General features: G+C 53.9%; 23 protein-coding genes. 10 read left to right on the top strand and 13 right to left on the bottom strand.

Translation table 11 applies throughout. The annotated features are described in order from the left end of the window. Window positions 1-529: 529 nt before the first annotated feature. From HY913_04935 to HY913_04925, 3 genes are all read right to left on the bottom strand, one after another. Window positions 530-2,827, bottom strand: a complete 2,298-nt coding sequence (locus HY913_04935) for a protein kinase (protein ID MBI4962602.1) — start codon at window positions 2,825-2,827, stop codon at window positions 530-532. Window positions 2,828-3,052: 225 nt separating this feature from the next. Continuing rightward, entirely contained in the window at window positions 3,053-4,741 is a 1,689-nt protein-coding gene (locus HY913_04930) for a 4Fe-4S binding protein (protein MBI4962601.1), read from the bottom strand. Further along, entirely contained in the window at window positions 4,741-5,679 is a 939-nt protein-coding gene (locus tag HY913_04925) for a DUF362 domain-containing protein (protein MBI4962600.1), read from the bottom strand. Before HY913_04925 ends, HY913_04930 begins: the two co-directional genes overlap by 1 nt. A gap of 422 nt (window positions 5,680-6,101) precedes the next feature. Between HY913_04925 and HY913_04920 the strand changes: the two genes are divergently transcribed. From HY913_04920 to HY913_04910, 3 genes are all read left to right on the top strand, one after another. After that, a complete protein-coding gene (locus HY913_04920; GenBank protein MBI4962599.1) occupies window positions 6,102-7,229 on the top strand; it encodes a two pore domain potassium channel family protein in 1,128 nt (375 codons plus the stop codon). Window positions 7,230-7,251: 22 nt separating this feature from the next. Then, window positions 7,252-8,166 carry a pirin family protein gene (locus HY913_04915; GenBank protein MBI4962598.1) on the top strand — a complete coding sequence of 305 codons (915 nt, stop codon included), beginning with the start codon at window positions 7,252-7,254 and terminating at the stop codon, window positions 8,164-8,166. Window positions 8,167-8,405: 239 nt separating this feature from the next. Continuing rightward, complete coding sequence (locus tag HY913_04910; protein MBI4962597.1) at window positions 8,406-9,008, top strand: hypothetical protein; 603 nt, start codon at window positions 8,406-8,408, stop codon at window positions 9,006-9,008. Here the strand turns inward: HY913_04910 and HY913_04905 are convergent. The 9 genes from HY913_04905 to HY913_04865 form a co-directional block, all read right to left on the bottom strand. After that, the gene (locus tag HY913_04905) at window positions 9,005-9,979 is read right to left on the bottom strand and encodes a site-specific DNA-methyltransferase (GenBank protein MBI4962596.1); all 975 of its coding nucleotides are present in this window, start codon (window positions 9,977-9,979) and stop codon (window positions 9,005-9,007) included. The two genes, HY913_04910 and HY913_04905, sit on opposite strands and share 4 nt — an antisense overlap. A 208-nt stretch (window positions 9,980-10,187) precedes the next feature. Next, window positions 10,188-11,792 carry a GAF domain-containing protein gene (locus tag HY913_04900; protein MBI4962595.1) on the bottom strand — a complete coding sequence of 535 codons (1,605 nt, stop codon included), beginning with the start codon at window positions 11,790-11,792 and terminating at the stop codon, window positions 10,188-10,190. A gap of 264 nt (window positions 11,793-12,056) precedes the next feature. Continuing rightward, complete coding sequence (locus tag HY913_04895) at window positions 12,057-12,371, bottom strand: helix-turn-helix domain-containing protein (protein MBI4962594.1); 315 nt, start codon at window positions 12,369-12,371, stop codon at window positions 12,057-12,059. 19 nt (window positions 12,372-12,390) lie between these two features. Then, window positions 12,391-12,723: a type II toxin-antitoxin system RelE/ParE family toxin gene (locus HY913_04890; protein MBI4962593.1), complete on the bottom strand. Its 333-nt coding sequence runs from the start codon at window positions 12,721-12,723 to the stop codon at window positions 12,391-12,393. A gap of 266 nt (window positions 12,724-12,989) precedes the next feature. Next, window positions 12,990-14,939 carry a 1-deoxy-D-xylulose-5-phosphate synthase gene (locus tag HY913_04885; protein MBI4962592.1) on the bottom strand — a complete coding sequence of 650 codons (1,950 nt, stop codon included), beginning with the start codon at window positions 14,937-14,939 and terminating at the stop codon, window positions 12,990-12,992. A 14-nt stretch (window positions 14,940-14,953) separates the two neighbouring features. Further along, window positions 14,954-15,784: a polyprenyl synthetase family protein gene (locus HY913_04880; GenBank protein MBI4962591.1), complete on the bottom strand. Its 831-nt coding sequence runs from the start codon at window positions 15,782-15,784 to the stop codon at window positions 14,954-14,956. Window positions 15,785-15,855: 71 nt separating this feature from the next. Next, window positions 15,856-16,098 carry an exodeoxyribonuclease VII small subunit gene (gene xseB / locus HY913_04875; protein MBI4962590.1) on the bottom strand — a complete coding sequence of 81 codons (243 nt, stop codon included), beginning with the start codon at window positions 16,096-16,098 and terminating at the stop codon, window positions 15,856-15,858. 67 nt (window positions 16,099-16,165) lie between these two features. Further along, window positions 16,166-16,663 carry a hypothetical protein gene (locus tag HY913_04870; GenBank protein ID MBI4962589.1) on the bottom strand — a complete coding sequence of 166 codons (498 nt, stop codon included), beginning with the start codon at window positions 16,661-16,663 and terminating at the stop codon, window positions 16,166-16,168. Between the two features lie 479 nt (window positions 16,664-17,142). Next, entirely contained in the window at window positions 17,143-18,207 is a 1,065-nt protein-coding gene (locus HY913_04865) for an OmpA family protein (protein MBI4962588.1), read from the bottom strand. A gap of 196 nt (window positions 18,208-18,403) precedes the next feature. On the opposite strand from HY913_04865, the gene HY913_04860 reads away from it, so the two are divergent. Continuing rightward, the gene (locus tag HY913_04860) at window positions 18,404-18,847 is read left to right on the top strand and encodes a DUF2752 domain-containing protein (protein ID MBI4962587.1); all 444 of its coding nucleotides are present in this window, start codon (window positions 18,404-18,406) and stop codon (window positions 18,845-18,847) included. 32 nt (window positions 18,848-18,879) lie between these two features. Then, window positions 18,880-19,983, top strand: coding sequence for an alpha/beta hydrolase (locus HY913_04855; protein ID MBI4962586.1), 1,104 nt, complete (start codon window positions 18,880-18,882; stop codon window positions 19,981-19,983). Between the two features lie 83 nt (window positions 19,984-20,066). On the opposite strand, the gene HY913_04850 is transcribed toward HY913_04855, so the two are convergent. Beyond that, window positions 20,067-20,345: a hypothetical protein gene (locus HY913_04850; protein MBI4962585.1), complete on the bottom strand. Its 279-nt coding sequence runs from the start codon at window positions 20,343-20,345 to the stop codon at window positions 20,067-20,069. 338 nt (window positions 20,346-20,683) lie between these two features. On the opposite strand from HY913_04850, the gene HY913_04845 reads away from it, so the two are divergent. The 5 genes from HY913_04845 to acpP all read left to right on the top strand — a co-directional run bounded on the left by HY913_04845 (window position 20,684) and on the right by acpP (window position 23,690). Beyond that, window positions 20,684-21,226 carry a DUF177 domain-containing protein gene (locus tag HY913_04845; protein MBI4962584.1) on the top strand — a complete coding sequence of 181 codons (543 nt, stop codon included), beginning with the start codon at window positions 20,684-20,686 and terminating at the stop codon, window positions 21,224-21,226. A gap of 188 nt (window positions 21,227-21,414) precedes the next feature. Continuing rightward, the gene (gene rpmF / locus HY913_04840; GenBank protein ID MBI4962583.1) at window positions 21,415-21,594 is read left to right on the top strand and encodes a 50S ribosomal protein L32; all 180 of its coding nucleotides are present in this window, start codon (window positions 21,415-21,417) and stop codon (window positions 21,592-21,594) included. Between the two features lie 11 nt (window positions 21,595-21,605). Beyond that, the gene (gene fabD / locus HY913_04835) at window positions 21,606-22,571 is read left to right on the top strand and encodes an ACP S-malonyltransferase (protein MBI4962582.1); all 966 of its coding nucleotides are present in this window, start codon (window positions 21,606-21,608) and stop codon (window positions 22,569-22,571) included. Then, window positions 22,568-23,335, top strand: a complete 768-nt coding sequence (fabG, locus tag HY913_04830; GenBank protein MBI4962581.1) for a 3-oxoacyl-ACP reductase FabG — start codon at window positions 22,568-22,570, stop codon at window positions 23,333-23,335. Before fabD ends, fabG begins: the two co-directional genes overlap by 4 nt. A gap of 109 nt (window positions 23,336-23,444) precedes the next feature. Continuing rightward, on the top strand, window positions 23,445-23,690 hold the full coding sequence (acpP, locus tag HY913_04825) for an acyl carrier protein (GenBank protein ID MBI4962580.1): 246 nt from the start codon (window positions 23,445-23,447) through the stop codon (window positions 23,688-23,690). Window positions 23,691-23,702 lie beyond the last annotated feature (12 nt).

Here is a 23,702-nt window from a genome sequence, read left to right as displayed (position 1 = left end):
CTCTCCTGTAGCGCGGGCCGTGCCCGCCACGATGGCTGCCGGTGACCCCATAACGAGTCACTGCCCGCAATGCGCTCTGTTCAGACACCTCACTCCCGCGACGCTTCATGCCCTATTATTCACAACGTGACATGAAAACCTTATTACAGTTCTCGAAAATGGTTACGGGTTTGCTCCTGGGTGCCACGGACCTGGGCTCCGCCAGGTCCGTGCCGGCGTTTTGGGAAAACACTAAGGTTGTCCCCCGCATTAAACACCAAATTGAAAAACGAGCCGATGGTAAGGTGGAGCTGAGAGTCTTCCGAGTTATCGTGGCGACAGAACTGAGAGGAAGCACGGACCTGGTAAGGCCCAGGTCCGTGGCACCCAATTCAGAAGTCCTCTCTTGACAGAAGGGGCTACTATAGTGATTCTCGAAAGTTCTTTCTGAATGGAACCGCACTGCTGGACAAGCCAGTCCCGCGTTGGCGGGACACCCATAAGTCAATCCGTATTTACTTTCGAGAACTGCTATAGGTTTACGGGGCTCTTACTTGGGCTTCCTTATACCAAGTCTTTCCAAAAGCCCCTTCTTGAGAACGGTGGGTTTGCGGGAACCTACCACCTCTCGTTTCAGGGCCAGCAAGGCATCAAGAAGTTCCGCGGAATCCTTGAACCTGTTATCAGCCTTCTTCTCTGTCATCTTTTGGAGGAGTTGAAACACAGGCTCAGGCACGCCCGAATCCACTGTCTCGAATGGTGGAAGCGGTTCGTGAACGTGCTTTTGAAAAATCACATAGGCCGATTCACCTTTGAAAGGAGGAGAGCCGTCAAGAAGGTGGTAAAGGGTGATTCCCAGGGAGTAAATGTCCGATCTAATGTCTAATTTTTTCGACCCCTTGGCCTGCTCGGGCGAGAAATAAAGGGGGGTGCCGCAGGCTATACCGGTCTGCGTTATGCCGGGGTCCTGCGATTCCAGAAAGTTCTTCGCGAGCCCCAGGTCGGCCAGTTTGGACTCCCCTTTGCCCGTGAAAAGAATATTGGCCGGCTTGATGTCACGGTGAAGCATGTTGTGCTCTTCGGCCACACCCAGGGCTTTGGTGATGTCTATGGCAATATTTAGGACCTTTTCAACCGGGAGATTGCCCACTTTGGCCAATAATGCGGCAGCGTTTCCGCCTTCGACGAAAGGCATCACAATATAATGAAGCCCGTCTTCATTTCCCACGTTCAAGACGCCGACAATGTTCGGATGCTGAAGCTTGGCCGCGGCTCTGGCTTCGCGGATAAACCTCTTTATGAACACGGGGTCCTTTTCGGCCAGGTGGGAGTGGAGTATCTTTACGGCAACGGGAAGGTCCAACCCCAGATGGTGGCCTTTGAACACGCCTCCCATACCGCCGCCGCCGATCTTATATAGAAGGCGACAGCCTCCGACACTTTTTCCGATCATTTGGTCCGCGAGGACATCGGGTCTTGCATCGACAACCGGAACTGTCACGGCTCTGCCGCAGGCCGCGCATTGACCCTTTCGTCCCACAAACTTCATTGGAACTACATGTACCTGCCCACACTCACATGCGAAACGAATCCCGGGCACTCTTTCCTTCTCGGACTTTGTCTGCGACTCCAGATCTCCGGTCGCGTGCGTTTCAGCTCGCCGACCCTCGCGGATTCTTTCCGTCTCTTCAGGAGACTCCGGCAGCAAGATCTCTTGCATGGCCCTGACAGCTCGCTCTTCCAGGTCGCCAAACATAACATTGGATCGCTGTACATGGCTCTCTGACACCTTCTTCACGCTGCCTGCAAGAATACTCGGGTCCTTTACCACATCGTCGATGAAGGTCTTGAGCAAGGCCTCCCCACCAGGCAAGAAAGCCACAAATTTGACCCTGACCGAATTGCGATGCTTATCGCGACCCTGCCCAAGGGATTGGCTCACAGTGGAAATAACCCACACCTGCTCGTCACGGCTCAGAGTCGGCAGACTAATCCGCACGATCAGGTTGTCCCCGTTGTCAAGCGGGTTAGATAGGTGCAGCAGTGCCCAATTAGACGACAGCTTCGAACAACTGCCCTCAAACCAGGCTTTGTTGTTCAAGGAATAGCTTACAGGAGTGTCCAGAGGTATGAATTGCTCGAGTTCTCGTGACATAACACGGGAGTCTTCAGGGTGCGCCTCTTCCACTTGTTCTGCAGCAGGTTGCCGCGCCACGACTTCTCTCCCGCCGGGCTGTTCGGGGCGGACCTCCTTCTTGAGATCTCCAGCGGCAAGGGCACTGACTATGTCTTCATAGCCTTCTATGAACTCCTTCTGTTCGTCCGTCAGCCTGGCAAAGAGCGCGCGAGCCCTGTCAAAAGCCCCTTGATCAATATATATCCCGACCACTTCACCTATGATATCGGCTTTCTCAGCCGCTCTTAGGGCTGGGTTCCCGATCAGCTTTTCCAGAATGACCTGAGCTTCTTCATAATTCCGCAAATTGACCAGACAGGCCGCAGCATAGCGCAGCGCTTCAACTTTGACCGGCGGGCCCGAAGAGAGAGCCCTCTTGAATTCCTCAAGGGCCTCAGCGTACAGATTCATGCCCATGTAGGCGACACCCAAGTCCAGGGCCATGCGAGGCGAAACCTCGCCCGGCGACCGCCGAGAGAGCGAAGTATCCATCATACGCTGGGTCAATTGAATTTGTACGACCTTGGCCTGAGCCCTGCGATTATCGGGTTCTCTATGCAGGATAGACTGGTACACCAGGACCGCATGGTCATACAGTCCTTGAGCCTCATAAAACTCCGCTTCTTTCCACATGCGGCCTATATCGCTGTCGTCAGCCTGGGCGCCGTTCATGCCTGTGCTTCACTCCGATCCTTCATGCCCCTATGGTCTACGTCGCACATGTCTGAGGAGATGGCGGATTCAGGGAACGTGGGACATTGGGATAGTGTTTGGGTCAGTAAGGGTAACACGAATGTTCTCGGCTCTAAATCCTGCTTTCTATCCGCGTGAATTTCCTGGAGAAAGCGAACTTCTCCTCTCCAGAATAATAGCAGATCGTCGCGACTCTGTCAGTGTTTATTTCACGATGAATCCCGGTGGCAGCCCGGTTTCCGAGGAATTTGGGCTCTCCGACAAAGGTTGTGCATCGAGTTCTTGTTGTGGCACGTCAAAAGTACCTGGAGCCAGCCGGTCGGCCGAGTTGTCTTTTGCCTTGAATATCAAACCGTAATCTCGCGCCTTTTCCACATATGAGCCCTTGGCCAGCCGCAGTTCACCGATAACGTTCACCCTGATGGCGGAGGCGCCTTCGACGGGGCATTTATTCTCACACCACCCGCATCCGGTGCATCGGTTCTCCAGGACAAAGGGCGCGGCATTGTGCAGCCCTGGAACCGCCTGAAAAGACAGAGCATTGTACGGACAAACCTCATCGCAAATGAGGCACTTCTTGTCTTGTTCCCACACGAGGCAGTTCTGCCTCACTATCCACGCCGTACCCACCTTGGCATGATTTTTTTCAACGAGCAGAAGATCTCGAATCGCTCCAGTAGGGCATACTTTACCGCAGACATTGCAGTGAACCGCACAAGCAGCCAGCCTGGGGATCATCACGGGGCTGAACAGCCCTTCTAAGCCGGCTTTGAGCCACACGGGTTGAAGCGTGTTAGTGGGACAGGCTTTCATACACTCACCGCAACGAATGCACCGTGTGAGGAAGTCCGGTTCGGGTAGAGCGCCTGGCGGGCGTATGAGATCCTCCGGAACCAGTACCCTCTCCGTGCCCAGGGCTCTGGGTTGGCTAATAGACGTCCGGAAAAGCCCTGCTGTCAATAGTCCTGACCCCATGCCCAACAAAATACCGCGTCTGGTCAGGTCCACCGTCCGTGGAACCTCGCCGGACCGCCGGATACCGGAGAACCTGACGGCCGATTCCGGACAAACCTCTACGCATCGCAAGCAGACGATACAATCGGAATATGCGGTCCTTGTCGGATCCTCGGATATGGCTGCTGTGGGGCATTCTCGGATACAGCGTCCACAACCGTTGCAGGAATCATCAACTCGGCGCCTAAAAAGAGGTGACCTGGCCAACAAGCCCATCAACGCTCCGGCGGGACAGAGATTCCTGCACCAGAACCTGGGTTGAGCGTATGCCAGGGCAGCGACACCTATGAAAAGCATCGCCACGAATAAATTCGTGGCAAATACTTTCTGAGGAATTTGAATATACGCCGCGCCGGGCAACCATGAATCGGCAAGCAAGGGGCGAACCCACTGGAAAGCCGAATCACCCGTCAGAAGAAGCAAGGGGTAAAGAACGAGTGCGTAAAAGCGAGTCACCAACGACAGCGGAGACCCGAGAAACACCAATGATATGCCGCCCAGAGCAGCGAACATGATCGCAGCGAGGCCCAGATATTTCCACGAGCGGAATCGCACCGTGGCTTCATAGGAATTCCTTTTGACGGAAGGCTTTCTCCTGGGACCGAGAGGGACTTGCAGCACGTCCAGCGTCGTGCCCATCGGGCAAATGTGCCCGCAGAAGAACCTGCCCATCAAGAGGACCAGTGCCAAAAAGACGAATCCGGGGATGAAATAGGCTGAAAGTTCGCGGGTAGCTACGCTTGTGCCCACGGTAATCAGCGGGTCCAAGCGCAGAAAGAATTCCGCAAGCAGGCCTTCATCGAAAGGGTACGCGGCCAAGGCCATCAGCACCACGAAGATCGTAAGTGTGACGGCCTGCGTAAGTCGTTGAAATCGCATTACACTTTAATATTCTTCACATTGAGCTTTTGCAGGTCCATAGAGCCCAGACCGCGTTCCGCTGCCAGTTTGATGTGGCGAACCTGGTCAGGCTTGAACTCTCGCCCGTACCACGTGCCTAAAGCCACCATCTGCGCATCTGCCGCAACCATGTCGGGAGAGGCTATTACCAGGTTCAGCGGGATGACCTTGCCCGGGCCGCCGGGGCCGCCGGTGCTCAGGATGCGGGTGCCGTCAATGACCACTAGATGCGGCTTGAGCACGCTAACCATGTCCACTATCGACTCATGCAGGTCATATCGGCTGTGGAAAGAGACGCGATCGTGAATAAGTCCCATCATGCCTTTCATGGAAAGGCTCACCCCCGAGGAGGAATGAGACTTGCCCACCGGCACGGCTATGAGCACATCCGCGTCCAGGACTGCGGACAGGACCTCCATAGATTTAAGCTGGCGTCCTTTCTCCACTTTCACCTCTCTGAAGAGGCGCTTGTCCTTTACCACGTTCACCGAAGTACGGGGAACATCCTTGCAATAAGCGGGGATTTGTGATTTGGCCAGGCAGTCCTGAGGCGCATGCAAAACATTGTCGAGAACGAGCACGCTGGAAGCCCCGGCTTCGGAGCACATCAGCGCCACTTCCCTTACTATCGCGGGATGAGTGTTGGACCCTGCCTCGGGTCCACTCCCGAAACTCATATTGGGCTTGATCACCACCTTGGCTCCCTGTTTCACAAACCGTTTCATTCCGCCTAACGCGTCTACCGCGGATCGGGCCAAGGCAGCGGGGTTGCCGCCATGAGAAATAACCAGGTCGGGGCTTTGCTCCGCATAAGAATCCTTGACATTGAATAGTCCCACGGAGCCGGTTGTCATCAAAGCGGCTGTAGTTACCAGGCCGCAACGCAAGAACTCGCGACGATCGGGCTTTGGCGCCATAAGGCTCTCCTCTCTTGCAGGTCTGAACACCGACAATCTTTATTAAAATCGTTGGTTGTTCAAAAGTCAATGGACAGTGCACCAACGCTCAAATGGGGAACGGAATTCCGTGCAGCTGGAGAGGTCTATCGCTGTTGACGCATGTAATGCCAGGTATCCTACGCCCCACATTCACAAAAGATGATGACTTTTTCGGAACTGTGCTCGCGATTCAGGAGTCACAGTATCCAAATGCCTCTTCAAAAGAAATGAGCTTAATATTCATTGTGCATTGTATTGCGGAAATTTTGTGATCAGAATTGAGGAAAAGATTTCGGTTTCAATTTCAATTGCTTTGACCAATGCTTTCGGTGTTTGATTCCGAGTAAGGACAAGCTCCTTCCATGGCAAGTGTAGGGGCCGAAGCCGAATCGGGGGTAAATGTGAGAATTTTGTCCGCGTTGCTCGGAGGGGGCTTCATCCTGGTCGTGCTATGGGATGCGTTTGAAACAATTATTCTTCCGCGTCGCGTGACTCGCCGCGTTCGCCTCACGCGTCTTTTCTACCGATACACTTGGGTAGCATATTCTGCTTTGGTTTCTTCATTGTGGTTTGGCAAACGCAAGGAAGGCTACTTTAGTTTCTACGGTCCCCTTTCCTTGTTGGTACTGGTGGGTTTGTGGGCGCTGGGCTTGATGGTCGGCTTCGCGTGTTTGCACTGGGCCGCAGGGTCCGAGCTTAACACCCCGGACGGTCGGCAGAGCTTCCTTACGGACCTGTATCTGAGCGGTACAACCTTTTTCACCCTGGGATTAGGTGATGTTTCGCCTCGCACCGCGCTCGCGAGATTCCTTGTCGTAATGGAAGCAGGTATGGGGTTCGCGTTTCTGGCTTTGATCATCGGATATGTACCTCCGCTTAATCAATCCTTTTCCCGCCGAGAGGTAAGCATCTCCCTGCTGGATGCGCGGGCGGGTTCACCTCCGACTGCGGCGGAAATGTTGTTCCGACACAAAGACACACATGGAATGGAGGAATTGGAGCAGCTTCTCCACGAGTGGGAGCTTTGGTCCGCGGAATTCCTTGAGATCCACCTATCGTATCCGGTACTCGCTTATTTTCGTTCACAACACGACAACCAGTCCTGGCTTGCGGCCCTTACCACAGTCCTCGACGCCAGTGCGCTGGTAATGACCGGCGTAGAGGGAGCCTGCCGACGACAAGCTCAGCGCACTTTTGCTATGGCACGACACGCGGTTGTGGACCTTGCCATAGTGTTTTACACTCCTCCGCTTGAGCCGGAGCGGGATCGACTTTCCCCGGCAGAGTTGGCACACTTGCGCTCCACACTGGCAGCGTCCGGTCTAAAGCTCCGCGAAGGAAGCGATGCGGACGGACAACTCAAGGAACTCCGTGGCATGTATGAACCCTACATTTATTCACTATCACAATATTTCCGCATCTCCGTGCCACCATGGATACGCGCGACCAGCCATCCGGATAATTGGCAGATGAGCGTGTGGGAGCCTCCATCGCGACCATTTCGCAAACGCGGGGGAGGGCATTTCTAGCTTGGAAGCGAAAGGGGAAGAAATGATTGAAATGAGAAAGATCCGTAAGGTGTTAAAGAGCAAACCGACGATCGAGGGCGCGGGTGTGCACCTGGAGCGAGTGATCGGATTCAGCCATGTTCCCGCATTTGACCCTTTTCTGCTACTGGACGATTTCCGGTCAGACAACCCGGCGCACTATATCAAAGGGTTCCCTTGGCATCCTCATCGGGGAATCGAGACCATCACGTACGTTCTCGGTGGAGAGGTGGAACATGGAGACAGCATGGGTAATCAGGGAGTCATATCCGGCGGTGATGTGCAGTGGATGACAGCCGGAAGCGGAATCGTTCACCAGGAAATGCCCAAAGGAGACGCAGCCGGACGGATGTATGGATTCCAACTTTGGGCCAATCTTCCGAAATCCCACAAAATGATGGACCCTCGCTATCGAGATGTAAAGAATAAGCAGATCCCTGAAGTCCAACTGCAGGATGGCGCAAGCATCAAGGTCATATGCGGCCGTGTTGGCGATGAACAAGGACCGGTCCAGGATATCGTTACCGACCCGGAATACCTGGATGTGACGGTCCCCGCGGGATCGGAATTCATTCATCCCACCAAGCGTGGACACACTGTTTTTGCCTACGTCATAGGCGGCAAGGGTTGTTTCTGCAACGAGAAGCTGCCGCTTTCCTACGAGATCGAGGGCCTAAACTACTTCGATATGCAAACAGACCCCTTCATAGGCGACCGGACTCTCGTCCTCTTTGGCGACGGCGACCGGATCACGGTCTCAACGGAGGGCGATTCCGTGAGATTCCTACTGATGTCAGGCAAGCCTATCGGTGAACCTGTCGCTTGGTACGGCCCCATCGTGATGAATACGCAAGAGGAGCTGAGGATCGCTTTCCAAGAGTACCGCGACGGCACATTTATAAAGTCCAAGAAAGCCTAAGTATCTGGCAGCGGCCGTCAAGAAAGTGACCTGGGCACACTTGGAAGGTTTCACATGATGAGAACTGGGTGCGCACCATGTCACGCGGATGGATGCCTCGGCGCTTGGCAACATTAGGCAGGGCATGGTTAAAACTCCCTGGCTTTTCCAGTTGACTCCGACTCTCTGTAGTGATAGAGCGCGCGCGGCAAGGAGCCGTAGTGCCGCCAAATTGGGAAAAACTAGCCTGCCTGCCGAGAATGCCTCTCCTAGAATTCTTTAATTCGGAAGCATCCTTACCGTACGGGCTTACGACAGGGCATATCTATCGTGCCATGACGGACTTTGTGGATTTCTTGGGGCTTATCAACAAGAAGCTTTACAGCAGAGCGATTCCGCGACTTGAAAGCATAGTTATGGCGGCCAATTTCAGTAGCATCGTAGGTGAGTTTTTGCACATGCGGATTCCCTACTACTGCGATGGATTGGTGCGAAATAGATATCACAACGGACACCCCGACCTTCTTCCGGCAGGTCGGTTCCCCGGCAATTCGGCTCAACATGCGGCGGAAGGCATCGAGGTTAAGGCTTCTCGGCATCAACAGGGCTGGCAAGGGCACAATCCCGAGGACACATGGCTGATGGTGTTTGTCTTTGACAGTAATAAACAGGCTGATGACCTGAGTTTGGTTCGCCCCAAACCCTTTGTTTTTCGCGAGGTTTTGGGCGCGCGCGTGACGCAACAAGATTGGTCATTTGCAGGCAGGAAAGGCACGAGCCGACGAACGATTACTGCCAGCATAACCCAGTCTGGTTACGAGAAAATGCGTGGGAATTGGATTTATAGGCTGCCAGATGACTAAAGCGACAAGAGGAGTTGGTTTTCATCAAGGTTTTCGCCAACGGCTAGTACTGAAAGTCTGGGTATCGCAGTTCTGGCCATCTCATAGTATTCTGGCAATCTCTCCACGCCCACGGATCCCAGACCTACGGCATTGCAGGCTGCCATTGTGGAGCCTGATCCCATGAACGGGTCGAGAACGACGCCTTCTCCCAAGGGAAGAGAAGCGTGGACCACCTGTCTCAAAAATGACTGTGGTTTGAGACTTGGATGATCTGCAATTTTTCGCTCCCGCTGTGGAGTTCGCTCACTTATTATAACATCATCAAACGGTCTGCCGTCTGGACGCCTTCTTAGCCCACCGGTTTGATATCGGCGTAAGCAATCACTCACTTTCATGCCGCGGGGAAGCGGCTTCCTCAGAATCCCCCAGGGTTCATAACAACCTCTGGCTAGCGACGATACTTCCGGAAATTCCTCTTCAGCGTTCTTCGGTTTGTCGCCGCCTCGCAGCGTCCTCACTAAACGAATAACTTCTCCTCTAAACTCCAATCCGCCCTCGATCAAAGCGGAGAAAACCAACTGGGAGAGAAACGCGTTACCGGCTATGAAAACGTGACCACCGGGTCGAAGCACGCGCACAATGAGTCTTGCCCATTCCACGAAGAATTTCTTGAGAATCATCCTGTCCTTTTCAGAGAGCGCCGTGAACCGAGGCAGCGGAGACCGAAGGTGTCCATCAAAGGAGGGGGGAATTCGCCAAATGCCCCCCACGCCGTTGGCTCTCTTTTCAAGCTGGTCTAAATCATATTCCTTGACTCCGTAGGGAGGGTCAGTTACCACCGCGTGAAACGTATCAGGGGGAGACGTCCTTAACCATTCGAGACAATCCGACTGAATCATCAAAGCTCGCCCAATCGTCTCGTGAGGGTAGTCAAAAGCGAGCCACTCCAGCGATTCCAGTTGTGCCACATGGGATTGATTTTGTTTCATTGTTCCAGTCCACTAAGCAATGTTGGTAATTTTTCTTACGCATGCCTGTCAGATCTCATGTCGTCTAACTCATGATCCCTGACAATTCAGGTCGCAGCATCGTCTTTCCCCTGACCTTTGTACCCCGATTATCACACAGGGGCTCCGACTTCTCCAGGAAATTGAATTCCGAACTCATCCTCTCCCTGATAGAGGCTCCTCGCACAGTTTATTCTACAGAACCCGAGGCTGCGCTCTGGCCTTCATCTCCAGGTTCGACCAATTCCGGTGGGATCTCGATGACGAATTCAGTGCCGCCTTTCTCGTAGCAGTCCTCGATCTTTTCGCAGCAGGCGCATTTAGCAATGTCACCGGGGCAGACGTCGCGACCGGTGGGGATGCACGGACAACGGAAACTTTGAAAGCGCACGCTGAACCCGAAGCGCTCGGAGAAGATCTTGATCTTCAAGAGGTCAGTCCCGGTGCCGCCGGCATTGAATGCGTACTGGCGACCCGAACTGTAAAGGTCCGTCTCCTGCACCGGATAGAAACCCTCGAAGATGTTCGGTTGCTCGCTCTCCGGTATTCCCACTCCGCAGTCGGTAACGGTGATCCTGTAGCCGGACGAGGAATTCTCTCCTTTGATTACAATTCGTCCATGGTCGGGGGTGTTCTCGATTGCATTTCTCACCAGGCCCTCGACGACGGATATCATTATCTGCGGCTGCATCCTTACGATAACCGCATCAGGCGGAACAAATTCGATGTTCAACCTTCGGTCCAGTATCATCTGCTTGACCCGAAATTCTACAGTCTGAAACGCTCTCTTCACAGCGACCGTTTCAGCGTCTTCCTTCTTTGGCGGAAATTGATCGGCTATCTTACGCCGTAGCGCTTCCAGCGCTTCTTTTAGTCGAGGCTCCTCTTCCGCCTCGATTTCGATGAAATCCTCCAGATGATCCAGAAACTCTGAAATCACCTTGCGTTCTGGGAACTCCTTTTCCTCGACAATGTGCCCCACCTGTTTTTCGATGGTTTTTAACCGGTCGAGGTTCCGGGTGATGCGCTCAAAGGGCAGCTTGTCCCTGGGGATGCTTTCCATTTCCATCCGGCGAACCATCGTCCTAAGCGAGGCCTCGATGATGGCCAGAGGGGTTTTCAATTCGTGAGAAAGATGGTGGAGAATTTTGTTTTTGACCCGGTTGAGCCGTTCCAGTTCCCTGTGAGAGTTCATCAGACTCTCGAGGTACGAAGCATTCTCAAGGGCCAGCGCCACGTTGCTGGACAACGCCTGCATAATCTCAAGGTCTTCGCCGGTGAACGATCCATCGGTTTTGTTAAGGGCATACAAGACGCCGAGTCGTCTCTCGCGGGTATTCAGGGGAACGCAGATCATGTTTCGAGTGGTGAAGCCTGATTTGGTTTCAACCTGCCTGTAAATCCTTGGATCGTTCGCGGCATCGTGAACAAGAGCGGGTTGCCCACTGGCAAAGACCCAACCGCATACGCCCTGGTCTTTGGGGATTCTTATGTCTTCCCGCGCGGACGAGAAAAAGCCGCCTTTGTCCTGGACACTCCTCCAGTAAAAGTCGTCTTTCTCTTCATCGTACAACAGGACCCCTGCGCCTTCGCAATAGAGCACGTTCTGAACTTCATTCACTATAACATTGAGGAGTTGGTCCAGGTCCGTAGTGGACGCAAAGGCCTTGGACGCGTTGAACAGTAGGATCATCTTCGCCGGATCAATGTGGGAAGCTTCAATCGCGGCGGGTGATTGCTCGTCTGCGCGTTCTTTAACAGTTGATTGTAGAATGTCCCCATTCTGCGGAGTCATGAAGAAACCTTCAATGCGGATGTGCGTTCAACGGATAGATGCCCGGAGGATACTTCTTTATTACGAAGAACGGAACCATTGTTTTGACAAACCCGCGCCTCCTTGGAACCCAATTCACCGGCCAGGCTTGTTCATTATGAGGGCTTTTTCTGGTCAGTTTAAGTCGTTATGGTCCTGCACAGCTTTATAAATTCGTCCGGAGATAGGTCGCTCTTGTAGTCATTTACCGGCTGAGAAACAGTATTCAACTCGGCGCCTGATTCGTCAATAGCCCGCCCCGGCTCTCTTTTCCTCGGCTCCTCGTTCCACGACTCTTCGAGAAACTTTCCGAACATGATTTGGGTAAGTCGCTGCCAATTCTATCAAGATTCGTGCAGGTCCATCAGGCACGCGGCGCTTTTGTTCCCAATTCTGAAGCGTCCTTACGCTTATGCCTAACATTTCAGCAAATTCAGCCTGAGTTACTTTTAATTTTTCTCGAATATTTCTTACGTCGGGAATCCGAACGGCCACTTTATCTATGCGGGAGGGTTTGCGGAGCCCCTTCAGATATTCAGCGCCTTGTTTCACTCCTTCCATCAGTCTATTGAAACCTTGCTCATTCATTGTATTCTCTCCTGACATACTCCCTCAAAATCTTATATTGTTTCGTTGTCAGATCCTCAGTCTCGTTTTTGGGGAAGAGGTAAAGAAACAGGATTTGATCATGTTTTGCTGCCCAATAATATATGATCCTTATTCCGCCGGTCTTTCCTCGTCCCTTCGCTCCCCATCTTAGTTTCCAAAGCCCCTTACATCCCGGAATCAAAGTGCCCGCTTTGGGGTTGACCGTTAAGACATATTGAATGGCTCTGAGTTCATCTTCTCGAAGGTTCTTTCGCGCATCCTCTGTAAAGACAGGCACTTCAATGAAGACCTTCGTATGCTCAATGTGCGTCAGTGGCGTAGGTTTGTCAATAGACTTCCTGCCCAAAAGAAAGACCGCCTCCCTATTTCAATTCAACAAAATGGCGGAGCTAGTTGGGTTTATTAAGATAATGGTTCTTAAAAAACTCTCCCCACAAATTCCTCGCCCTATAGACGACCTTAGTTCGGCTGGAGTCGATATTTGAGGCGCTCGAAGCTTATCTGAGCTGTTCTGACCGCGAGGCCGCGTGAAAGTTCAGCTCCGTCGCAGGTGTTCGGGATTGGGGCAAATCAACGAGGCCTTCCGCTCCCGAACGAAAGGCTGCGTAGTTTGGCTTCGGTGAGGCCTTCCAGCATGGCGCGTGCTCGTGCAGCGATTCCTTCGGCATTCAGGCCGAAATCAGCCAGCAGTTCCGATCTGGTGCCGTGTTCTACAAAAGTGTCGGGTATTCCCAGTCGGGATGTCTTGATATCCCCGAGACCTTCGTCCGCGAGCAGTTCCAGAATGGAGCTGCCGAAGCCACCTGTCAGCATCCCTTCTTCAACGGTCAGGACCTTCCCGGCTATAGCAGCTTTCTCCAGGATCAGGTCCCGGTCGAGAGGCTTGAGGAAGCGTGCGTTCATGACCGCCACGGAGATATTTTCCGAGGCAAGTATGGCGGAGGCCTCAACAGAGGGAGCCACCATGGAACCCGCGGCTATTATGAGCAAATCATCACCTTCCGTGAGCATTTGGGCCTTGCCCACGGGAAGTGGCTCGGGTTCTTTCTTTATCGGGACGCCCAACCCTTCGGACCTTGGATAGCGCACAGCGCACGGGCCGTTGAGAGTTACGGCGGTGCAAATCATGTCAGCGAGTTCGTCTTCGTTAGCGGGCGCCATAATTGTGATGTTAGGGATATGCCTGGCAAAGCAGATATCAAAAGCCCCGTGGTGCGTGGGGCCGTCTTCCCCCACCAGTCCGGCTCGGTCCAACGCGAACACCACAGGAAACTCCTGCATACATACGTCGTGGAGGAGGTGATCGTAACCCCTTTGCAGGAACGTCGAGTAAATCGCCACGATCGGGCGATAGCCCTCTTTGGCCAAACCCGCGGCAAAAACCACGCCGTGCTGCTCGGCAATACCAACATCAAAGAAGCGGCTGGGAAACAGGCGGGCGAATTCGGCCAGTCCCGTACCGTATTCCATGGCCGCGGTAATCGCGACGATTTTCGGGTCCTTGGCAGCCATCTTGATCATGGTCCAGCCGAACACATCCGTGTAGGATGGCGGCCCTTCGGACTTTATAACTTCTCCTGTAGCTATTTCAAAAGGCCCCACGCCGTGAAAGCGGCTCGGGTTTTCTTCCGCTTCGCAATAACCCTTGCCTTTGCAGGTTATCGTGTGGATCAGCATGGGCTCCCGGAATCGCTTCACATTGTTGAACGTTTCCACGAGATGCTTTATTTGGTGGCCGTCTATCGGGCCGACGTAATTAAACCCCAAGTCTTCGAAAAGGCGCCCCGGCGTCACAAAGCCCTTCAAGGCATCCTCGAACTGTTTGGCCAACCCGTACATGGAACGCCCCATCACGCCGGGGATGTTCTTGAGGATGTTTTTCACTTCCGCCCTGAAGCGAGTGACCAATTGGCCTGTCATTATGCGGTTGAGATACGCAGCCATCGCCCCCACGTTGGGCGAGATGGACATTTCGTTGTCATTGAGAATTATGATCAGATCTTTCTCAGCAGCGCCTGCCTGATTGAGTCCTTCATACGAAACGCCGCAGGTGAGCGAACCATCGCCCACCACCGCAATCACCTTGTGGTCCAGGCCGCTGAAGCATCGGGCCTGAGCCAGACCCGCGGCCACACTGATCGCGTTGCCCGCGTGGCCCACGTCAAAAAAGTCGCATTCGCTTTCTCTCCTCTTCGGAAAACCCGCTATTCCTCCGCGCGTCCGCAGGGTGTGGAAAAGGTCTTTCCGTCCGGTGAGGATCTTGTAAGCGTAGGCCTGGTGCCCCACATCGAACACTATACGGTCTTTCGGAGGCGAAAAAACCTTTAACATGGCCACTGTCAGCTCAACCACTCCAAGGCTCGATGCAAGATGGCCGCCACGTTCAGCAACCGTGCGAATAATCAACTCTCGCACTTCTTCGGCCAACACCTTCAGAGATTCGAGAGGCAAGTCCCTAACGTTTTCCGGCGATTGTATTTGTTCCAAAATGGAATTGTTGTCCGTGCCTTGAGTGTTCATCTGGCTCCCAACAGTCAACTCGCTCGACGGCCGAGGTATTCTGCCAAACCGGTCAGGATATCGGCCTTCCGCCCCAGGGGTTGAATTACCTCCAAGGCTGAAGCAATGAGATCTCTCATAAGGTCTCGCGCTCCGTCCGGTCCCAGAAGCATCGGGTAGGTGGCCTTGCCTCGCTGTTCGTCTTTTTTCACGGCTTTTCCAAGCTTTTCCGGGTCGCCCTCCAGGTCCAGCAGGTCGTCTCTTATTTGGAAGGCCTTGCCTATATGATCGCCGAACCGGCCGAGAATTTGGATCTCCTCCGGGCTGCCGCCCGCCAGCCTGGCTCCGCACCTCAGCGATGCCCGGATAAGCGCCGCTGTTTTGTCTCTCACAATTTGCTCGACCGTCCGCGCGTCAACGGGTTGGCCTTCGCTGATGATGTCCATCACCTGGCCGGCAATGAGGCTTGCAGGGCCCGCGGCCGATGCCAACTCCCCGACGACGGCCATAAGCCTGTCCGGAGGATGCACTCGAGCCAGTCCGGGAGAGCAAAGGACTTCAAAGGCAAAGGTCAATAGCGCGTCGCCGGCTAGAATGGCCACCGCCTCTCCGAAAACTTTGTGGGCGGTAGGCTTCCCGCGACGTAAATCGTCATTGTCCATGGCCGGGAGATCATCATGGATGAGGGAATAAGTGTGGATGCATTCCAAGGAAACCGCCAAAGGCAAGACGGTTTCAGACTCGCCCCCTACAACGTCGGCCGCAGCCATGGCCAGTATGGGTCTGATCCTCTTGCCACCTGCAAAAACGCTGTACCTCATCGCCCGGTGCAAGATAACCGGGCCATTATCCTCTTTGGGAAGCATGTCGTCAAGAGCGTTGTCCACCAGTCGACGATTCAGGGACAGAAATTCCTCCAGGTTCACCTGCTGCACACCTAGTCCTCTCCCCTGCTGAACGGGACTCGCTCCATGGTAGACAAAAGCTCTTCCACTTTGCCCTCGGCACGATTGAGCATGTCAAACAAGCGCCGGGAAATGGCGATTCCTTCTTCGAACAACTTCAAGTTTTCGTCCAGGCTTAGCCCTCCGTGTTCCATTTTTTCCACAATGGACCTGAGGTTCTCGAGTTGCTCGTCAAAGTGCCCGGATGGCTCTTCCTGTTCCTTGGCTTTTTTCATAATCAGGCCCTTTGTTGTGATCCTCTTTGTGCAGGCCGCCTGTCATGACCGCGCAGCCCCAAAGCTCTCAGTCCTGCTTCTGTTCCTCGCTGGTAATTAGCTCGCTCAACTCTCTCTTCGCGGCGGTAGCCCCGGGGTCGATGTTGACTGCCTTGAGAAAGCAGGCCAAGGCTTTGTTCCTGCGCATAAAGAACTTTTTGTGTATGAATCCTTCCAGGTAGTATCCTTCGGCAAGCTTCTGCGGAAGTATGCCGGGAAGTTTCTCTCTAAGTCTGTTCGCGGCCTGGACGTCTTCTAGTGCCGTTTTCACATAGTGTGCCGGAAAGCTCTGGTGCAAACGTGCCTTGATCTTCGTCTGTGCCAGGGCGAAGAGCACATCGCCGAGGATTCCGGGATTCTTCGATCCCGGCCCTTCGAGGATGTCCCGCGCCTCTTGCAGTAAATCAAGAGCTTCCAGATACTGCGTCTTTTCCGCGAGAGCTTGTCCGGTGCCGAGCAGCTTGGCAGCCTGGGCATCCTCAAGCTCACCGCCCAGAGCTACCCGCGGCAAGACCAATAGCACCATGATCGCTACCCACGGCGCGGCCCGAAAAAAGCTATATACAGTCTCCCGTCTTGTGTGTCGTGGCAAGTTCATACCGAATCTTAATGTAATCATTCAGTTACGCGGGGGATTTTGCCGTTCTCTGACATTGCGAGGAGTGAAACGACGAAGCAATCTCTGCCTTTGAGCACTGAGATTGCTTCGCTGCGCTCGCAATGACAGCTTTTCGCCGCTGGTAACCTAATGGATACATTTTTAATATAATAGATCTGTTCGAGGAATTTGGAAAGGCAATACTCACAACCCAAAACCAAACTGATTTACCGATTGTAATTGAAAGAAGAGCGGCTTCAGGAGTAGCCGGTTTGATGGAAGCTCCGCCCCGCAACTCTCCTGGGCGCATTCTGACTATCTTATCAAGAGGATGTGAATTGAACGCCTCGAAGGCAAAACCGTCCAACCGGTAGGCCGATGGTCTTTATGCCGCCGAAAGTCACATATTAGCGCACGAATTCGAACTCCACCCGGCGGGCCGTCCTGTCATCTATCATGGTCGCGCCCGGCAGCTGTGACATGCCATGGGCGTTTACGCTGATCCGGGATGCCGGGATCTTATGGGTCTTCATCAGATAACGGGCTACGGCTTCCGCTCTCTGTTGAGAGAGCTTCAAATTATATTCAGGGCTGCCCTTCCCATCCGAATAACCATGAAGCACGACTCGAAGTGTGGGATCTTGCTGGAGCGTCCGCACGACTGCCCCCAGGCTCGCGCTATTTTGTGCGTCCGCTTGAGGGTCCTGAGATTTGACCGAGAAGCTCTTGTAATCAAAGGTGACCGGGGCAATTGCCTGAGTCGTCGGAGGACGAGCGGGGGTCGGCGTCGTGGGCGCGCATGGGACCACCAGATTCCTCTTCATCCACGCATACCAGGGCGCTGCCGACTGAAATGAGTCGGCCTGATTGAAACTGCCTCGGCCTTTCTGAGCGATGCCGGAAAGGTAAAACCTTCCTTCAGGGTCGTTGCCGATCTGAAAGGTATGGATTTCCAATTCAGGGTTGTTCACCGCTATTTGCTCGGCGGTTTTGACGGGATCAGCCTTGCAGGATTCGATTCCGCCCCCTATCAAGACTATGATGCTTTTCCCCTGTGCGGCTGACGCCTCTTCGGCAGCGGCCCTCAATCCTGCGGATAAAGAGCTGAATCCGTAAGAAATGGTTTTGGGGAACGAATTAAGGAATCTTTCGGGGTCCCAAGGTCTTATGGCCAGAATGCTTTCCGTGTTGTCGCAGCCCATGCCTACCTTGAGACCGTAGTGGCGAATCCCCACGTTAAAGAAACCGTCCGCGGTCAGCGGCATGGCCTGTGAGAAAAAACCCATCTGCTGCAGAAAAAAAGTGTAGCGCCCCTTTTCCCGCATGTACCCCGAGGCGTCGAACAGGACAAGGATATTCGAAACTCTTCGACAGTCATCTGCATTGACTGAAGATGTGCATGTAATGGTCAAAATCAGGGTCAGGAATGCCATCAGCGTCTGATGGAACCGGTCCCTGAAAAAGGGTCCCATTGAAGCCCTCCTCGTGTCCGGGTCGACGCTTGTTCACGGGACCCGCTGATTTGGGAGGAATTAGCAGAGGATGGGAATATTGTCAAGAATTATAATAAAATATCTGCCTGTTTTAACGGGCTTAGCATGGGTTTTCCTTGCCGGGGAAAAAGACGAGGAGACTTGACAACCTTGGTCAACCCAATATGCTGTCATCATGGCCACGAGTAATCATGCCGAAGACCGATCCGAACATTTGTGGGTCCTGCTTATTTGTGCCGCTGTGGTCTTAAGCTCCTTTGTCCTGGATCTGTCCTCTGATGGAAGCGTCGGCCTTCGTATTCCAATGATGGGAGCATCGGTGTCTTTGCCGCCTATATGCTGGAGCACTAGGTTTCTCGGTGTCACTTGCCCCGGATGCGGACTTACAAGGAGCTTCGTGGCTGTGGCTCATGGGGAATTTGTGCGGGCCTTTCACATGAATCCCATGGGGCCTGTCCTTTTCTTCTTTGCCTGTGTACAAATCCCGTATCGGATGATCGATTACGCAGGCTTGTTAAACGGAAACCACTGGTGGGAGCGGGTTCAACAGGGGTTTTACCCGATCGTTTGGGCCATCCTCGGAGGCCTGGTTGCAACCTGGATGTGGAGGATGATCTGAACACCATGCAATGATCCCATTTGGAGGGGATGATGGTTGATACGATTCTGAAGGTCTTTTTCACTTTGGTGGCGGCAGGCATTGTGGTGATTGTGGTTTCCTATTTTTGGAACTGGTACTACGCGTCTCCCACGTCGCAGGACGAAACTCATTTCATTCGGACCAAAGACGGCTGGCCCCTGGCTATTCACCGATACCGCGCCGACAAACCAACCATTGGGCACCCGGTGGTTCTTTGCCACGGATTGAGTTCCAACCGCTACTCCTTCGACCTTCCCTCCGGGCCCGGTCTTGCCAGATACCTAAGCAAAAGCGGCTGGGATGTATGGGTACCGGAGCTGAGAGGATCGGGGATGAGTGCCCGCCCGGGGCTGGGCTACTCGGATGTTCCGTATGCCTGGGGCTTTGAAGATCACCTGCGCGAGGACGTTCCAGCGATAGTCGATTTTGTGCTGGAGAAAACCGGGAGCCCTTCCTTGCATTGGGTGGGCCACAGCATGGGAGGGATGCTTATCCAGGCTCATCTGGCTGCCGGAGGTAATCCTCCGGTGGCATCCGCAGTTGCTATAGGGTCACCCGCTGACTTTACCAAAGTGAAGGCCAACGACCTAAAATCACTTCTGAAGGCTAAACCACTGCTCCAACTGATCCCTCTGTCGCCTTTGGGAATCGTGGCGAGGTTGGGCATTCCATTGGTCCCAAGGGTGGGCCTCGGTTTTTTCAACGCGGCCAACGTTGAGCCTGAGATATCGAGAAAAACCGTCGCGCTGGCAGCAGAACCACTTGCCTCCAGCAAGCTATGGTTGGATTTCTCCAGATTTGTGGAGGCCGAGAAGTTCGCTAATGAGCTGGGTGAACCTTACCTGACCAACCTGCCGTCCTCGAAGGTCCCTCTCTTAAGGATCGGCGGAGCCAAGGACATGTTGGCCCCACCAGATTCTCTGATTCCGGACTTCGCGAGGGAGGAATCCTCGGCAGAGAGCAGGTGTACGGTACTGGGGAAAGCTTCGGGGTGCGAGGAAGATTACGGACATGTGGATCTCATGGTTGGCCTAAGAGCGGCAAGTGAGGTCTTCCCTCTCATACTGCAATGGTTGACCGACCACGATCCTGTTTTGTCAAAGACGGATGGGTGATTGGCCGCGGCGACCAGCGGCCGCCCCACCTCGGATCCGTTTATGAAGAGACTTTGGTGGTGCTAGCCCCTCGCAATTCAAACCTATGGCAGAGGGACAGGTATGCAGAAGGGTCCGGGAAAAGGCTTCCAGACCGGTGGAAGGTCCGGCAGTTGGGCGCTCTGAGGCCCGCAAGTGGGGCACGGAAGATATTCGGTTCTGGAGCGCTCCGGGATATCCCACAAGTTGTAAGGAGTCATAGGCTCGGCCCCGACAGCGTTGGTCGGAGCGTACGGATTGATCGCCTGAGCGTAAACGTTGCCCGCCACCAGGCTTAGTGCAAGCAAAACGAGGAGCACGACAGATAGGATCTTTTGTATCATGGCCAAGGCCTCCGAGGGAGGATGTTCGGAAAGAGTATACCATTTTTAATCTTGTGAAGTCAATCAGTTTAGCGATTAATATAAAGTGGTTTGCAAAGTATGGCAGGCGTAATCATTCGCTTACTTGCGGGAGCGGCTCCCATGCCCCGAAGGGGCGTACCAATGGTAGTCCCGCGGGACGCGGGACTACCATTGGTACGCCCCTTCGGGGCTCAGAATCCCTTCTACCCCCCGCTAACTGAACGGAGATGGACGCTTTTACTTTTCTCTTGACTTGAGTTTCTAAACGGCTATATTCTTTTAGTTTACTCCCGAAGAAGGGAGGACCGGCTCGATCAATGAAAATCCGATTTGACGACATACCTGAAGAAGGCCTGGAATTGGAACTTTCGGAGGAAAAGGACTCCCTCTCCCACGCCCTGGAGTCAATTCCGCCGACCGAAGGAATTCGCATAGACCCAAGGGTTAAGGGACACCTTCAGATACTGGTCAGCGCGAAGGACTATTTTCTGCTGGGGACAGTTCAAGGGATTATGCACCTCCAATGTTCCAGGTGCTTGGTTGATTTCAGCCTGGAAAGGCAGATCGACCTGAACATGGTGTTTCGCCACCGGGTTGAATCAGTCAGCGAACGTGAATCCGATGAGGCGGACAAGGACATAGTCTATATTGACGGCCCGGAGATTGAGCTGGCGGAGATCATCCTTCAGGAGATTCTCTTGGAGGCCCCGATGAAGCCCCTGTGCAGAGAGGACTGCCCCGGGCTTTGCCCGCGATGTGGAGCATTGAAAGGATCACCCGAGTGCACGTGCCCTCGGGAAGCTCCGGTTGACCCGAGATGGAACGCCCTCGCCAAATTGAAGAAAGGGCTGGCGTCGTAGAAGTGCATCCGGAATGCTGCATTCTGATGGGTAAGGAATAACAGGAGCTATTAAAACCCATTCGCCCGATGAGAGGATTTGTTGGCTCAAGAGGCCGTATCGGAGACTTCGGGTTCGTGTCGGGTTGACATTTGGTGGCGAAGTGGTTCGCCTGAAAAGATATAGATACTTGTGAAAAAGGAAACGCCATGCCCGTACCCAAGAAACGAGTTTCGCGCACGAGGCGGGACAAACGCAGGACCCATAAGAAACTCATTTCGGTCAATCTAACCGCGTGCCCGCAATGTTCGGAGTTGATGATGCCCCACAGGATCTGCCCCAGCTGCGGATTTTACAAGGGCAGAACAGCAATCGAGAAAGAGCAGTAAACCCGGCAGTCATGACAGCCCCGGCAGACGTTTCGCAACACAAATCAGTGGCTCTGATGTTCCCCGGCCAGGGCTCTCAGTTTCCTGGGATGGCCCTGGACCTGGTGCAGGAAAGCCCCAAGGCTCAGTCGATTCTGGAAAGAGCCGACAACATCTTGGGTTATGCCTTGAGCGAAATTATGGCCGGAAAGCGGGGGGATGAGTTGAACCGTACGGTTCACACACAGCCCGCTATCTTCGTCCACTCCATGGCGCTGCTGGAGGTGCTCCGAGATCATTTTTTATTGACTCCGGTGGTGGCCGCAGGGCATTCTCTCGGGGAATACTCCGCTCTTTGCGCGGCCGGGGTACTGACCTTCGATGAAGCGCTCCGGATCATCCATGTCAGGGCTAAAGGAATGGACGAGGCTCAGCCTCCGGGAATGTGCGGCATGGCTGCCCTGGTGGGGCTCAACAGGGAACAAGCAACAGCCATTGTGGAAAAATGTCGTGGCGATGATGTGTTGGACGCGGCCAACTTCAACTCACCGGATCAAGTTGTGATTTCCGGTCATCTTCAGGCCGTTAACCGTGCAGTGGAAGCGGTGAAGCAGGAGAAGCGCACCAGGGCCGTATTGCTTCCGGTTTCTTCGGCATTTCACACGATCTTGATGGAACCGGCAAGACAGGCCTTGAGATCCAAGTTGGAGGCTCTCGTTCCGAGAGAACCCATGTTTCCGGTCGTTGCAAACGTGAACGCCCAGACCTATCCCGTTTCCCGTGGTGCCGTCAACCAACTCTTGATGGACCAGATAGTCCGGCCGGTGCTTTGGGAAGATTGCGTCAGCCTCATGAGATCTAAGGGAGCGGAAACGTTCATAGAAATCGGACCCGGCAAGGTCTTGACAGGGCTCTTGAAGCGAATCGACAAGACCGCTGCATCGGTAAACATTTCAGACATGCAAAGCATCCGGTCTTTTGTCGGGGCATCTGCATGAGTGCCGGGCCGAATTCCTGGATTTCCATCGAGGGCCGGACCGCCCTTGTGACCGGCGGGTCACGCGGAATAGGGAGAGCGATCTGCCTTGCCCTTGCCGAAGCCGGAGCGTTCGTGATCGTCAACTTCAGGTCGGACGCGGATGGGGCTCGCACAACACTCGATATGGTCTTGGACCGAGGCGGGCATGGAAAGCTGGAACCATTTGACGTAAGCGATCCCACCGAAGTAGATAAGGGCGTGGCCAACATCCTGGCCGAGCGGCCTGTCATAGATATCCTGATCAACAATGCGGGGATTGCTCGCGACGGGTTGATCGGCAGGATGAAGGAAGAAGATTGGAGGGCCGTCATTGACACGAATCTGGCAGGGGCCTTTCATCTTTGCCGCACGGTAAGCAAGAACATGATCCGCAACCGAAAGGGGAGGATCATAAACATAGCTTCGACAGCGGGAGAAATAGGAAACGCAGGCCAGGCGAATTATTCCGCTGCGAAGGCCGGACTCATAGGATTCACCAAAGCACTTGCCAGGGAATTGGCCCCGCGAAACGTACTTGTCAACTCGGTATCCCCTGGGATAATTAGAGGAGGAATCAGCGAGCAACTGACGGAAGATCAGTTGGCCGCGATTCGCATGCATGTTCCTCTTCGCAGAACCGGAACGCCGGAAGATGTGGCCGCGGCGGTCCTGTTCTTGTGTTCGGGAATGTCGCAATATATCACCGGCCAGGTGATACGTGTTAACGGTGGGCTGTATATGTAGCATTAGCGAGCATTGCGGACGGTAATTCGTCAGGCATGCGCCGGTTCGACACCCGCCCAACGAGTTGTCGGACGGCGCTTGCCGCGACTATGTCGGGAGGATACCGAATATGAATGATCTGGAAAAAAAGGTCGTGGACCTCATCGCTGAGGTACTGGTGGACGTTAACAAGGAAAACATCCAGATGAACTCAAAGATCGTGGAAGACCTTGGGGCTGAGTCCCTGGACATCTACGACATGATTGCCCTGCTGGAAGACGAATTCGGCCTGGAAATCACCGATGAAGAAGTGGAAAAAATCCAAACGGTGCAGGATGTGGCCGATTTCATAAAGGACCACAGGAAGGCGTCTTGATAGACAGACGTC

This window comes from Desulfomonile tiedjei, from assembly GCA_016212925.1.
In the GTDB taxonomy this organism is placed as follows: Bacteria; Desulfobacterota; Desulfomonilia; order Desulfomonilales; family Desulfomonilaceae; genus JACRDF01.
Note: the sequence above shows the minus strand (reverse complement) of the source record. Positions and strands in the feature narration are given on the sequence as shown.

Bases quoted from the DNA above. Each gene is read 5' to 3' on its own strand.
- HY913_04910 (MBI4962597.1), top strand. From the start codon at position 8,406: ATGCCTCTCCTAGAATTCTTTAATTCGGAAGCATCCTTACCGTACGGG.
- HY913_04930 (MBI4962601.1), bottom strand. From the start codon at position 4,741: ATGCGATTTCAACGACTTACGCAGGCCGTCACACTTACGATCTTCGTG.
- HY913_04845 (MBI4962584.1), top strand. From the start codon at position 20,684: ATGAAAATCCGATTTGACGACATACCTGAAGAAGGCCTGGAATTGGAA.
- HY913_04925 (MBI4962600.1), bottom strand. From the start codon at position 5,679: ATGGCGCCAAAGCCCGATCGTCGCGAGTTCTTGCGTTGCGGCCTGGTA.
- HY913_04860 (MBI4962587.1), top strand. From the start codon at position 18,404: ATGGCCACGAGTAATCATGCCGAAGACCGATCCGAACATTTGTGGGTC.
- HY913_04885 (MBI4962592.1), bottom strand. From the start codon at position 14,939: ATGAACACTCAAGGCACGGACAACAATTCCATTTTGGAACAAATACAA.
- acpP (MBI4962580.1), top strand. From the start codon at position 23,445: ATGAATGATCTGGAAAAAAAGGTCGTGGACCTCATCGCTGAGGTACTG.
- fabD (MBI4962582.1), top strand. From the start codon at position 21,606: ATGACAGCCCCGGCAGACGTTTCGCAACACAAATCAGTGGCTCTGATG.
- HY913_04905 (MBI4962596.1), bottom strand. From the start codon at position 9,979: ATGAAACAAAATCAATCCCATGTGGCACAACTGGAATCGCTGGAGTGG.
- HY913_04915 (MBI4962598.1), top strand. From the start codon at position 7,252: ATGATTGAAATGAGAAAGATCCGTAAGGTGTTAAAGAGCAAACCGACG.
- HY913_04865 (MBI4962588.1), bottom strand. From the start codon at position 18,207: ATGGGACCCTTTTTCAGGGACCGGTTCCATCAGACGCTGATGGCATTC.
- HY913_04855 (MBI4962586.1), top strand. From the start codon at position 18,880: ATGGTTGATACGATTCTGAAGGTCTTTTTCACTTTGGTGGCGGCAGGC.
- HY913_04880 (MBI4962591.1), bottom strand. From the start codon at position 15,784: ATGCTTCCCAAAGAGGATAATGGCCCGGTTATCTTGCACCGGGCGATG.
- rpmF (MBI4962583.1), top strand. From the start codon at position 21,415: ATGCCCGTACCCAAGAAACGAGTTTCGCGCACGAGGCGGGACAAACGC.
- xseB (MBI4962590.1), bottom strand. From the start codon at position 16,098: ATGAAAAAAGCCAAGGAACAGGAAGAGCCATCCGGGCACTTTGACGAG.
- HY913_04900 (MBI4962595.1), bottom strand. From the start codon at position 11,792: ATGACTCCGCAGAATGGGGACATTCTACAATCAACTGTTAAAGAACGC.
- HY913_04870 (MBI4962589.1), bottom strand. From the start codon at position 16,663: ATGGTGCTATTGGTCTTGCCGCGGGTAGCTCTGGGCGGTGAGCTTGAG.
- HY913_04895 (MBI4962594.1), bottom strand. From the start codon at position 12,371: ATGGAAGGAGTGAAACAAGGCGCTGAATATCTGAAGGGGCTCCGCAAA.
- HY913_04850 (MBI4962585.1), bottom strand. From the start codon at position 20,345: ATGATACAAAAGATCCTATCTGTCGTGCTCCTCGTTTTGCTTGCACTA.
- fabG (MBI4962581.1), top strand. From the start codon at position 22,568: ATGAGTGCCGGGCCGAATTCCTGGATTTCCATCGAGGGCCGGACCGCC.
- HY913_04935 (MBI4962602.1), bottom strand. From the start codon at position 2,827: ATGAACGGCGCCCAGGCTGACGACAGCGATATAGGCCGCATGTGGAAA.